The following is an 11593-nucleotide window of genomic DNA, read 5'->3' on the forward strand; positions in this document are numbered from 1 at the left end:
GTAGAATCGAATCCAAAGAGTAGTATTATTTCAAAATATCTGCCGATTGTCAGTGAGAGACAAAAATACAACCGTCGGTCGGTGAGGAGCGACTACGGTCGCAACTCCCGTTTGTCACATCTCAGCTACCTTTCGCTCATCTGTTCGTGTTTGGCTGACTCGACGAAACTACGTTTCATCGAACAACGTCTCACCTTCGACCATTTTTTCCCCCACGACATCCATATCGAGCGTCACGCCGAGTCCCGGTTTCTCCGGTATTTCGATGTAGCCGTCCTCGATAACGTCCTCTTCTACGAGGTCTTCCCACCAGCCGAGTTGGTAGGAGTGGTACTCCACCGCCAGCGAGTTCGGAATCGCAGTGCCAACGTGGGCGCTGGCCATGGTCGCAACCGGGGACGAGACGTTGTGCATGGCGACCGGGACGTAGTACTGGTTCGCAACGTCGGCGATTTTCCGGGTTTCGCGCATGCCGCCGACCTTGGGCAGGTCGGGCGCGATGATGTCTACGGCGAGGTTCTCGATGAGGCGACGTTCTTCGGTAACGCGATATCGGTTTTCACCGACCGTAATCGGCGTTGAGGTTGATTTCGTCACTTCCTCCTGCACGTCGAGATTTTCCGGGGGAACAGGGTCTTCGAGCCACCACACGTCGTAGTCTTCGATTTCCTTTGCGAGTCGCTTTGCGCTCCCGGCGGAGAACGTCCAGTGGCAGTCGAACGCCACGTCCGCGCGGTCTTTCACGCGCTCGGTGACCTTCTCCACGATTTCAGCTTTGTGACGGATTTCGCCGGGACGGAGGTGACGGTTTGCGCGGTCTTTTTCGAGTCCGGACGGAACGTCCAAATCGAACTTCAGGGCGTCGTAACCGAGTTCTTCCACGACGCGCTCCGCTTCGTCGGCGCAGGCTTCGGGGTCTGCCTCGTCCGCAGTGTGGCAGTCGCAGTAGACGCGAACCTCGTCGCGGTACTTGCCGCCGAGGAGTTGGTAGGCCGGAATGTCGAGAATCTTGCCCGCGAGGTCGTGCAGTGCGATTTCGATGCCGGAAATCGCGGTTACCGTGACGCCCTCGACCGAGCCCTCGCCGGACATCTTCTGAATGAGATGTTCGAACAGTCGGTCGATGTCAAGTGGATTTTCGCCGACGACGAACGGTTTCATCCGTTCGATGAGTTCGGGGACGCCAGCGCCCCAGTAGGCCTCACCCGTGCCGACGATTCCGGCGTCGGTGTAGACGCGAACGAGCGTCCACGGGAAGTTCCCATCCACCATCGTCGTCTGCACGTCGGTGATTTCGACATCGCGTGCGCCGCTTCGCGTCGTCGTCGCGCCCATCGTCTCGGCGGAGAGGTTCCGCATGGTGTACTCCGCGTTCGGGTCGTGAAGCGTGGAATAATCGCGTCCCATGCCACCGAGTACTCAGGCCAGAGTAAAAGTTTGACTGGTATCGGCCACTCACTGCAGCACGTCAACCGGTTTTTCCGCGCTTATCCACGCGTGGACGGAATCCTCTGTTCGGAGTTCGTACCGACCGCGGCGATAGTAGCCAACGACCCGTGGGACGGTCTGCTGTTCTGGCATCTCGTTTGTCCCTTCTACTCCCGTCGTCGTTACTATTGACCAGTTAACCAACAGCGCGGTCGGATAGGCCGACCGTTCCTGTCTGTTGGTGGACGAACGCCCGTTTGGGCGAATCCACTTCGTGCTCCCCCCTGCTGTCGATTAAGGATTCTCTAAGTGAAAATCAGACCCGAGAACGATCATTTTTGCGACCATTCATCGTCGATTTGACCGTTTCTTGCCGATTGTCCACCGAACGTACGCCGGAAAGTTGGCGGTTCGATTCAGCGACGCCGAATCGAACCGCGCGAAACAGAGCCACCGCGCGAAGCGACATTTCTGCTTCGCATGGGCGAACAGCACGATTTGGACATCCGCTGGTTCGACAAAACGCAATTCCTCAAATTCCGTAGATCCTCAACCGCGTCAGCCACTGAGTTGCTGGCTTTCGATGTTTAGGCGTCGAAAACCAGATATCCGACCGATTCGGCTCGGTGGACGACTTCGGCGTCCTCGCTTTGCTCCTCCTCGACTTTGACTTCGACACTCGAACTCGTGAGGTTTCGGTATCGGATTTGGGAACTGTCCCATCCGTTGTACGTCTGGATATCGGCGACGAACGACGGGTCGCTGTACGACCCGTCGAAGCGGATTTCGTGCCAGTCCTCGGTCACCGACTCGGATGTTCGGCCCGCTTCGAACGACGACCCGCCGAGAGTACCGAATCCTTCTTCGACTGCGAGATAGCCGACCGATTCGTCGGTGTGCGCCCCGTAGCTGTCCTGTTCTTTCAGACATACTCGCATTCCATTCCGGGAAACGTCGTCGTTGCGCGTCACGACGGCGTCGAGTCCTCTGCGCGATTGCGCCTGACTGAAGACGACTGGACGGTCGGAGAAATCCTGTTGGAACGAAACGGACTGGAAATCGTCGTCCGTCGTCACACGCCCCGATTCGGTTTTTACTCCGTCGAGCGAGTGCGTCCCTGCTTCGAGCACCGCGTACCCGAACGTCTCGCTGGTGTGTGGGCCGTCTTCGTACTCCCACTCCTCGATTCGGTACTGGAATCCGTCGTTTCCGACGTTTCGTAGTCGGACGTGGGCGGGTTCGGCACCGTCGTAGGTCAGCGATTTGGCGATAACTGTTGGCGAATCGTAGGAGGTAGAAAGACTCTCGCTGAACCAATCGTCCCTATCGGGTTGACTGGTGGTTATCGACCCGGCTTCGCCGGATTTGCCGGACGACCCGCCGCCACTGCCGCCGTCGTCGGGCAGTCGGTTTTCTATCCAATTCAGAATATCTTGCGTGTCGTGATGCGGTGGCGTCGTGTCACCATCCAGTTCGAATATCGGCGTGTACGTCACGCCGTCGTCGCCAGCGGCGTATCGCGTCTGATAGACAGTGTCCTCGTACCGGCTGTCTTTCGCCCACGAGATTGCCGTCCCTCGCTCTTCGAGGTCAGACTGGTTCATCCGGGCGCGCATGTCGTCGTATGAGACGTTCCCGGACACCTTGTTTTCGAACATGTCGCGGAAGAAGGCCCAGTATTCGTTCGCTTCGGCGTTCCACGCGCCCATCGCGGATTCGGAGATGAGAGGGTCGCTGTCGGAGATGAAGTAGTACGAAGAACCGTGAGAAGAGCGTCCCGGCGGTTCGTATGCGAGTGCCCGGAAGCGAATATCGAGGCGGCCGGATTCGACGAACTCCCGAATGACGTCCTCCAAATTGTTGAGGACGAAATCCTGCGTGTACGGACATTTGAAATTCCCGTACAGGGTCGCGGTCGGATTGCCGCCGTGACCCATCGTCGCGTATGTGTACTGCCCCGGATTGTTGGGGATTGGTGCACCGGACACCGGGTCTGCGGTCGTGTGGTCTGCACTCGCGGTGCCCGCAAAGCCGAGAAGAGCAGTTCCGCCGGTGAGTCGCATGAAGGTTCGTCGTGTCGTGTTCCGCGTGTCGTTTCGTTCCGAAGTTGATTTTTTGTTTTCCGCCGTGTTTCGGGTAGGGTTGTGCTGCGTCACGGTTCATTGGCAAACAGGTCGGTAGTATAAAACGTGAGAATCGTTGAACGTTGCTAAACGCCTCCTAAGCCGTTGCATACTGTTTCAAACCGTTAGAGTGCTGTATTCGGCGGTTTCACAGGAAGTCGGAATATTCTACTCAGATGGGAAACACGTGTCAAGTTTTGACAGAGTATCAGTAAACAAACCATCACTTTCAGGTAGAACGGGGTTGTCCGCGAGTGTATGACTCGTCGGTGTACGAGACGGGGGTTCCTCGCTACCGGCGTCGCATCTGCGGTTTCACTCGCGGGATGCGTAGCCGATGCTCAAGAACCGCCAGTCGATGTCCGCGGTGCGATGTACCTTCCAGCACGAGCGATGAACTCGTTCCAGATGTGGCACACCTACGAACGCGGTGTCACGGAGCGCGACATGGGGTTTGCCACCCGACTCAATCTGAACGGCCTCAGGACGTGGCTGAGTTACGAAGCGTGGCACAAGGACAAAGAATCGTTTGGCCGGGCGGTAGACCACTTCCTGCGAACCGCGGAATCCCACGAAATCCGGATTATCCTCGGGATTTTCGAGGGAGTCGGACGCCCGCCGGTTCCGAAAAACCTCTACGACACAGACCCGTGGACGGGTACCTCGGTCTGGTCGCCGGGAAAACAGGTGATGAGAAATCCCGACAGATGGGGCGGGCCGACCCGATTCGCGGAGTGGGTGATGAACCGCTACCGCGACGACGAACGCGTGCTCGCTATCGAAGTGATGAACGAACCCGGATGGCGACAGTGGAAAAAGCGGTTCGCCCGCGAGATGTTCCGCGTCGTCCGCGAAGAGCGCGGAGATGTCCCGCTGACGGTCGGTGCAACGAGTTTGGCGAACGTTGCCGACTACTACGATTGGGGAGTCGATGTAATGCAGTTTCACTACAACTATCCGAATACGCAGGCCATCTATCGGGACGTTCTCGCGCAAGCCAACAAACTTCAACAAAGCGCCGGAATGCCAGTGTGGCTCACCGAGTGGCAACGAATCGCTAATTTCGGTTGGGGACAGAAAAACGTTCCACCGACCAAACGCGGCCCGCGCTATGCGTCGCTCGTGCCGCCCATCCGCGAGGCAGGGGTCGGCAACTTCTTCTGGTCACTCATGCTCAAACCGGCCTACATGCTCAGTCAGCGCAAACGCGGGATTTTGAACGGCGTCTTCCACGAGGACGGCGTAGTGTGGAGCAAGAAGGACGCTCGCGCAATCAAGTCGATGTCTGGCGACGACTCCTTCTCGGGAGAACAGAGAAAAGAGTGGCCAGAATGGGCGAACGAAGTGCCAGAGCGGGCAAACGAAGAGTCGTAATCGAAACAGGTCACCGAAGCACGACGCGGCCGGATTCAGGCCGTCGGCTTGAGTCCGGCATAGGCCAGCAGGTCGCCGTGGTCTAAAGTACCGTCTCCGTCGAAGTCGAGGGCCGTGCGCTGTTCCGTCGGAATGTCGGCGAGGCCAATCGCGTCGGCCACGACGACGACGGGAAACGCCACAACGTCCAAGACACCAGCATCACCACTTCCGGTCAAATCCTCGTACCGCCCGTCTCGGTCGAGGTCGAGGGGCGGGCCGAGCGTGAGTTGAACGCCGAAAACGTCCACGACCGCGAGCGGCGCGTAGACGTTTTCGACGTGGTTGCCCCGAATGTCGTTATTTACGAGGTCGTCGTCCCACGGGTCGTCGAGGACGAGTCCTTTCAAATCGCCACGAACGGTGTTTCCGACCAGCCGAGCATCGGAACCGGTTACGTCGATGCCAATCGCGTTGTTCGACGCGTCCACGTTACGAACCGCCACGTTTTCCGCGTTTCTGACGGCGATACCGCGATTCCAGTCCTGAACGCGGAGATTTCTGACGGTCACGTTCGAAGCATCTTCGACCAGCACGCCGCTGGTGTCGCTAACCCCGAATCCGTCGAGGAGGTGGCCGCGCCCGTCGAGGACGACGTCGTCAGCCTGAATGTCGATACAACCGGTGGAGATGCGCGTCTTGCCGTTGTTGATGTCCTGTCCGAGGGTGTAGTGGCCCGGACTGGTTATTTTCGTACAGGAACCGATACGGGAGGCCTGAGTTCCGTCGAGGGACGAATCGAACGGTCGAGCGTCGGCGACACCACCGAGTAAACACAGCACAACTACTCCGACTGCGAGGACGCGCGAGGGAGCCATAGCCACCCGGACAACGCCCTCCGTGTTATAGCCACTCCCCGAAAGAACGGCCTACCCGGGAGAAACGTTAGAGTAAATCCAGCGCGCGGAGGTCGGATTCGAGTTCCGCCCTATCGGAGTCGTCCATTTTTCGAAGTGGACTCCGGAGCGGGCCGGGAGAAAAGTCGAGGTTCCGAACGTCGAGCGCCGTCTTCACTCCGGCCATGTACGACCCGCCCTTCAGAGCGTCCCGAACGTCGTACACTTTGCTTTGGAGTTCTCGCGCACGAGCCTCGTCGCCGTCGTCGTAGGCGTCGTAGAGGGAGACGACCAGTTCGGGGAAGACGTTGGCAACCGCGCTGACCATGCCCGAGCAGCCGATTTCGAGGCCGGGGAAGAGCAGGGAGTCCGAGCCTGCGAGGAAGGTAAGCTCGGGATGTGCGTCGATGGCTTGCCCTAACCACGGCACGTCTTTGCTCGAATCCTTGAGTCCCGCGAGGTTCGGAATCTCGGCAAGGTCGGAAAGCGTGCCGAGCGACAGCGAGTTCCCGGTTTTGCTCGGAATGTGGTAGACGTACACTGGGACATCAACGGCCTCGCAGACGCGTCGGTAGTGCGAAACTGCGGCGTCGTGGTCGAGCGGGAAGTAGTACGGCGTGACGACGACGAGGCCGTCCGCACCGACGGATTCCGCGTGTTCCGCGTGGGACACGGTTTCGTAGGTGCTCGGCGCACCGACGCCCGCGATAACCGGCACCTCGTCTACGGCGTCCACGACGGCCTCGATTACACCGCGCTTCTCTTCGCTCGTCAGGAGCGGGAACTCGCCGTTCGTTCCGAGCGGGAAAACGCCATGCGCGCCGCCGTCCACGACGAACTCGGCGTGGGCCGCCGTCGCGTCGTAATCAACCGATTCGTCCTCGTGAAACGCCGTAATCGTGGGCGGGACGACGCCGTGCAGGGACAGCGGGTCGTCCGACCCCGGTTCGGGTGCGTGCGACATACTCGAAGGCTCATTCTCCGGCCTCATAAGCGGTTTCGTCCCGGCAGGACTTTTTCGAGTATGAGTAAACTTTTTGTTGCAGGGGGACAACAGTATGAGTATGAACGTCACAGTTAAACTTACCGGCCCAATGGTGGCGCGAACAGGAACCCGCGACGCCCGCGTTGCAGTGCCAGAAGCGGCAACCGTCGAGGATGTCGTGAACCGACTCGGCGAACAGTACGGCCAGCAAGTCAGCGCCGGAATCGTGGACGGTTTCGGCCTCCGCTCCGACACTCGCGTCCTCCGCGAGTCGGGACGTAACGCCGAACCACTTTCGGCCCACAGTTCCGTCGAAGCGGGCGACACGGTGCGCGTTCAAGTGAACGCCTGAGTCGTCCATTTCGGCACGCTTACCTCGGTTTCTCCGCCCCGTGATTCTACATTCTGTGGTTATGTTTCTATAGACACATTTATCAACAATATTCACAACAGATTCTACGTGTCCTCCAACAAGCGAACTCGTCGGCGCGTTCTCAAACGCGCCACGACAATCAGTGTCGCCGCTACGGCAGTTTCACTGGGTGGTTGCTCGGATATGATAGCGAATGGTTCCGAGGACGAACCGGCCGTTCGTTCCGGATGGCAATTTCGCGTCTCCGAGTCCGTCTATCGGTATTCTCCGTTACGAGACAAAACCTCGGGCGAAATTGCGAGTGCGACACTGCTCACAAACCCCAAGCATAGGGTCGGAGTTCGATGGAAAACATTGGAGGAGAAGGGATTCGGTTTCGCTAGTGATTTCAAGGATGTCGATTTTGACGACGGTGAGTTCCTGACACTCGTCGAGATCCTGCTCCCCGAGTCGCGGGAACTGGAATTTTCAGATACCAAATTCGAGGGTGGTGTGATGACACAGCAGTATGACGTGGTCGATTCAGACACGCAAGAACGCGAATAAATCGTCGCCGGATCAATCCAAAAGTGGCAAGCAAGCGATGGAGAACTGCCGGAATCCCTCGAAGTCGAGTTTTCCTATCGGGCGAGTTCGGTGTAGAGGGCGGTTTCGGCACCCGCTTCGTCCGGACTGTTGCTTTCCCTTCGAGTGTTCCTCTGGCTCACGACGATTCCCCCTCTCGGTTGCCAGTTTCGTCTACTGGTACGGCCGAGTTCAGACGAACTCGCCAGGCGACTGTTCGAACTGCTCTCGGTGCTCCGCCGAGCAAAACCGATGTTGTTCGCCGAGATGACGGCTGACGAATTCCGTTTCCCGATTCTCGTACAGTTCCGTGCCGCAGACTGGACATTCGTTCATAGAACTCGATACGAATGCGGAACGAAAACGCACTCTGCCTGCGTTGGCAAGCGGTACGCGATTATCCCAGTTTCGCCAACCGGTTCATCGCGTAGACGGTTCGAAGCACGTCGCCCGCCTTCCCTTGGTCGTAGACGAGTTCGTCGGTTCTGACGACGTGGTCTAACACGTCGCGCGAGGAGTGCTCCGGGGCGGCGGCGATACCGGCGTCGGTTTCGTCCACCCACTGCATAACTCGGAGGTCGCTCTTGCTGTCGCCCATGACGAGCGTGAATGGGTCGTCAATACCCAGCACGTCCAGCGCGCCTTTCACGCCGACCACCTTGTTCAACTCCCGACTGCCGATTTCGGCGGCGTCACCCTCGTAGTAGGCCACGTCGATTCGGTCGAAGGTGTCCTGCACCTCTTCGGGAATCGCTTCCACGTCGTTTTCCGGAGTTTCACCCTGTTCTTCCAGCACGCCGCGGATTTCCGGGTCGCTATCGGCGTAGTACGCTCGCGCCCAGTCACTTCCACTTCCGTTTCCGCTTTCAGAGTTGCTTTCCGCACCAGTTTCGGCGACCGTCCCGCCGAGCAAATCCAGCAGATAGACCAACGCGTCGTCGATGATTTCGACGGCCCGCGAACTGCCGGTTTCGAAGTTCGGCTTCATCGTGACGTTGAACTCGTTGCCCTGCAGGTGGGTACACCGCCGGAGTTCGTCGGGTGCCGAAGAAAGCACCTGCGAGCGAACCGTATCGAAGATGTTCCGAATCTCGTCGTCCAACTCCTCGTACAGCAGTCGCTTCGTTTCCGCGCCGTGGCCCGGCGTGAACACGCCCGTCCCGGCCTCGTAGACGATGCTCAGATTGCCCGAGTGGACGATTTCGTTGCCGAGGCCCTGAATAGCGAATCCCTTCACGTTCTCAAGCGTCTGTCCCGTACAGACGACGATTGGCATCCCGTTTTCGTGAAACTCGGTCAGCAGGTGGAGCGTCTCCCGCGGAATCTCGTTGTCGGTTCCTCCGGCAGAGCGCAGGGTTTCGTCCACGTCGAGCACCAGCGCGTTCACCCCTCGCCCGTATTTCGAGTAGAGGTCGAGCGCGGTGAACGACTGGTCGCGCGTGGCGTGCGCGGCGATGGTGGCGTAGGTTTCGCCCGCGTCGAACGCCCCGCGAATCTCGTCCTTTCGCTGGTCTAACTCCTCGCTCGCCGACTGCCAGTGTTCCAGCGCGACGCGGGAATCGACTGGTGGAAAGAGGTCAACGAAATCCTGATATGCCCGGAGGGTTTTCGCGTCGAACTCGTCGTAGAGGCGATAGAGGGCGTCGTAGCGTTCCATACAGGAGTATGGCTTTTCACGGGAGATAAAGTTCGGGGGCTGAGATGGTGTGGATATGCGAGATGGTTTCGTGCAGTATGTGATTTATCGCGGCAAGTTGACGATATGCCAACGGCTTTTCGAAGTCTGTTCGGAGATGGTGGTTGCACGTCACAACTCCAATCAAACCGTCACCGTACCCGCAGGGCCTCGGCCCTCCCCAACCGATTCGCTCACTCGCTGGTGCTCGTTTACTCATCCCTCGCGCGGGCGAACCGAGAGTTCGCCTTCGCGCGCCGTATCGTCATATTCGAGTGCTGTGGATTTTCACTAAATCCAATGGCGCGTGCGTTGGCAAGCCTGAGGACTCGTCGTCCGAAGGCTTGCTGATTATCGCGCGAGGGATGACCGAGTGAAACGAGGGAATCGGTTGGGGAGGGTCGTGGCTTGCGGTTGCGGTGGCGGTTTCAGTGGAGTCGTGACGTGCCAACAACAGCGTCCAAAATTTGAGAGCGTGCTGTTCTGCAGTCGTGGCTTGCAACCATCATCTCGAAACAAACCGCAGGAATTCCATATCCGAACAAACCTCAGAAACTCGTCGTCGGATTTTCTACGGTGACAGTTTTATTCGAGTCTGTAACGCCCCATCTCACGGTCCCTAGATGCCCTTTTGCCCGCGCAACCCGTCTCTTTCTGCGAGCAGAGGGGGAAATCGCGTGCCTACCACCAAACCATCAACCAGGAGAGGCGAACCCGATGAATAACAAAGGAAAACGAACCGACTATCTCGTCATCTTCGTCCTCTGGCTGTTGGTGTTCATCGTCGCCAGCCAAGCCCTCATCATCGCGCCCATCCTTCCGCGAATCGCGGAGCAACTGTCGGCCCCGGAAGCCGTACTTGGTACGCTCATCACCTCCTATGCGGTGGCAGTCGGAGCCTTCTCGCTCGTCGTCGGCCCGATTTCAGACCACGTGGGTCGTCGCCGGATTCTGCTGGTCGGCACCGCCCTCCTCGCGATTTCACTCGCGGCCCACGGATTGGCGTGGGATTTCGCTTCCCTGCTGGCAGTCCGAGGTCTGGCCGGAATCGCTGGCGGCGTGCTGAACGGCGCGGCAGTCGCCTACGTCGGGGACTACTTCCCGCGCGAACAGCGCGGTTGGGCGAACGGCTGGGTGTTCAGCGGCTTCGCGGCCGGGCAAATCGCCGGGATTCCGCTGGGTGCGATTCTCGCCGAACGACTCGGCTTCCGGATTCCGTTCCTCCTCTTCGCCGTGCTGATGGCCGTGACGTTCGTTCTCGTCTGGACGACGGTGCCGAAACCGGACGTGCAGTTGGCGACCGGGAAACTCTCCTTTCGGTCGGCTATCGGAGCCTACGCGACGCTCCTCCGGCGGCCCGAAATCGCCGCCGCGACGGTGGTGTTCATCGTGATGTTCATGGGCAACGCGCTCTACACGACCTACCTCCCGACGTGGCTGGAAGCTACCCTCGGCATGAACGGCACCGCAATCGGCGCGATGTTCTTCGTAGGAGGCATCGCCAACGTTCTGGCAGGGCCGCAGGCCGGGACGCTCTCCGACCGCGTGGGCCGCAAGCGCGTCATCGTCGCGGCGTCAATCGGCATCGCGCTGGTCATGTTCGCCACGCCGTTTCTCGCGATGGGCGTCCTCGCTGTCTACGCCCTCTTCTTCGTCGTGATGGGACTGTTCGCCTCGCGGGCGACTCCCTTCCAGACGATGTTGACCGAACTGGTGTCGGGCGACCAGCGCGGGTCGCTGATGAGCCTCACGGTCGGTATCGGGCAGGTCGGTTCCGGCATCGGCGGCGCGCTCGCCGGGGGTGCCTACGTCGCCGTCGGCTACGACGGAACCACGGCGATTGCTGGTGGCGCAATGGTTTGCATCGTCGTTCTCGTCTGGCGGTATCTGCCTGAGACGGCCAACATCGACGTTCGACCGGGAGCGGAGCACCCGGAAAGATCCGGCCATCTGGCCGCGGACTCCGCTACCGAAATCGCCTGCGGGCAGACACACGACGCCTTCTGCGGGCCGACCGCGGAGGGTGGTTACTCGCTGGAAAAGACGGTTGCCTACGAACAAGCGCGACGGGACGCAGATGGGGAAATTCGTCCGCGGAGCGCGGGCGAATTTCCCGGCGACCGATAATCAGGAACTGCCAGTAACCTATCGAACGCGGTCGAAAACTGTGTTCTGACAGTTCCGGCACTGTCGTCG

The 11593-nt window shown here is 59.3% G+C and carries 11 protein-coding genes; 4 read left to right on the forward strand and 7 right to left on the reverse strand.

Annotated features, from left to right (window positions below):
- Positions 1–168: 168 nt before the first annotated feature.
- From HL45_RS13385 to HL45_RS13390, 3 genes are all read right to left on the reverse strand, one after another.
- On the reverse strand, positions 169–1407 hold the full coding sequence (locus tag HL45_RS13385; RefSeq protein ID WP_049971574.1) for a mandelate racemase/muconate lactonizing enzyme family protein: 1239 nt from the start codon (positions 1405–1407) through the stop codon (positions 169–171).
- Between the two features lie 48 nt (positions 1408–1455).
- Positions 1456–1581 (reverse strand): hypothetical protein, encoded by a 126-nt coding sequence (locus tag HL45_RS21825; RefSeq protein WP_267879593.1) that lies wholly within the window; start codon positions 1579–1581, stop codon positions 1456–1458.
- Positions 1582–2015: 434 nt separating this feature from the next.
- A complete protein-coding gene (locus tag HL45_RS13390; protein ID WP_144240087.1) occupies positions 2016–3491 on the reverse strand; it encodes a DsbA family protein in 1476 nt (491 codons plus the stop codon).
- A 318-nt stretch (positions 3492–3809) separates the two neighbouring features.
- Here HL45_RS13390 and HL45_RS13395 point away from each other — a divergent pair, with 318 nt between their 5' ends.
- Entirely contained in the window at positions 3810–4925 is a 1116-nt protein-coding gene (locus HL45_RS13395) for a cellulase family glycosylhydrolase (protein WP_233274778.1), read from the forward strand.
- 35 nt (positions 4926–4960) lie between these two features.
- Here HL45_RS13395 and HL45_RS13400 read toward each other — a convergent pair whose 3' ends face one another.
- Positions 4961–5782 carry a NosD domain-containing protein gene (locus tag HL45_RS13400; protein WP_049971577.1) on the reverse strand — a complete coding sequence of 274 codons (822 nt, stop codon included), beginning with the start codon at positions 5780–5782 and terminating at the stop codon, positions 4961–4963.
- A gap of 67 nt (positions 5783–5849) precedes the next feature.
- A complete protein-coding gene (locus HL45_RS13405; RefSeq protein ID WP_049971578.1) occupies positions 5850–6764 on the reverse strand; it encodes a dihydrodipicolinate synthase family protein in 915 nt (304 codons plus the stop codon).
- A gap of 100 nt (positions 6765–6864) precedes the next feature.
- On the opposite strand from HL45_RS13405, the gene HL45_RS13410 reads away from it, so the two are divergent.
- Together HL45_RS13410 and HL45_RS13415 are read left to right on the forward strand one after the other, a co-directional pair.
- The gene (locus HL45_RS13410; protein ID WP_049971579.1) at positions 6865–7137 is read left to right on the forward strand and encodes a MoaD/ThiS family protein; all 273 of its coding nucleotides are present in this window, start codon (positions 6865–6867) and stop codon (positions 7135–7137) included.
- Positions 7138–7341: 204 nt separating this feature from the next.
- On the forward strand, positions 7342–7704 hold the full coding sequence (locus HL45_RS13415; RefSeq protein WP_049971580.1) for a hypothetical protein: 363 nt from the start codon (positions 7342–7344) through the stop codon (positions 7702–7704).
- 210 nt (positions 7705–7914) lie between these two features.
- Here the strand turns inward: HL45_RS13415 and HL45_RS13420 are convergent, their stop codons facing one another.
- Positions 7915–8058 carry a TRASH domain-containing protein gene (locus HL45_RS13420; protein WP_049971581.1) on the reverse strand — a complete coding sequence of 48 codons (144 nt, stop codon included), beginning with the start codon at positions 8056–8058 and terminating at the stop codon, positions 7915–7917.
- A 61-nt stretch (positions 8059–8119) separates the two neighbouring features.
- The gene (locus tag HL45_RS13425; RefSeq protein WP_049971582.1) at positions 8120–9379 is read right to left on the reverse strand and encodes an HAD family hydrolase; all 1260 of its coding nucleotides are present in this window, start codon (positions 9377–9379) and stop codon (positions 8120–8122) included.
- Positions 9380–10114: 735 nt separating this feature from the next.
- Here HL45_RS13425 and HL45_RS13430 point away from each other — a divergent pair.
- Positions 10115–11524, forward strand: a complete 1410-nt coding sequence (locus tag HL45_RS13430; RefSeq protein WP_084156927.1) for an MFS transporter — start codon at positions 10115–10117, stop codon at positions 11522–11524.
- Positions 11525–11593: the final 69 nt, after the last annotated feature.

Source organism: Haladaptatus cibarius D43, assembly GCF_000710615.1.
GTDB classification, from domain to species: domain Archaea; phylum Halobacteriota; class Halobacteria; order Halobacteriales; family Haladaptataceae; genus Haladaptatus; species Haladaptatus cibarius.

Bases quoted from the DNA above. Each gene is read 5' to 3' on its own strand.
- HL45_RS13385 (WP_049971574.1), bottom strand. From the start codon at position 1,407: ATGGGACGCGATTATTCCACGCTTCACGACCCGAACGCGGAGTACACC.
- HL45_RS21825 (WP_267879593.1), bottom strand. From the start codon at position 1,581: ATGCCAGAACAGCAGACCGTCCCACGGGTCGTTGGCTACTATCGCCGC.
- HL45_RS13390 (WP_144240087.1), bottom strand. From the start codon at position 3,491: ATGCGACTCACCGGCGGAACTGCTCTTCTCGGCTTTGCGGGCACCGCG.
- HL45_RS13395 (WP_233274778.1), top strand. From the start codon at position 3,810: ATGACTCGTCGGTGTACGAGACGGGGGTTCCTCGCTACCGGCGTCGCA.
- HL45_RS13400 (WP_049971577.1), bottom strand. From the start codon at position 5,782: ATGGCTCCCTCGCGCGTCCTCGCAGTCGGAGTAGTTGTGCTGTGTTTA.
- HL45_RS13405 (WP_049971578.1), bottom strand. From the start codon at position 6,764: ATGTCGCACGCACCCGAACCGGGGTCGGACGACCCGCTGTCCCTGCAC.
- HL45_RS13410 (WP_049971579.1), top strand. From the start codon at position 6,865: ATGAACGTCACAGTTAAACTTACCGGCCCAATGGTGGCGCGAACAGGA.
- HL45_RS13415 (WP_049971580.1), top strand. From the start codon at position 7,342: ATGATAGCGAATGGTTCCGAGGACGAACCGGCCGTTCGTTCCGGATGG.
- HL45_RS13420 (WP_049971581.1), bottom strand. From the start codon at position 8,058: ATGAACGAATGTCCAGTCTGCGGCACGGAACTGTACGAGAATCGGGAA.
- HL45_RS13425 (WP_049971582.1), bottom strand. From the start codon at position 9,379: ATGGAACGCTACGACGCCCTCTATCGCCTCTACGACGAGTTCGACGCG.
- HL45_RS13430 (WP_084156927.1), top strand. From the start codon at position 10,115: ATGAATAACAAAGGAAAACGAACCGACTATCTCGTCATCTTCGTCCTC.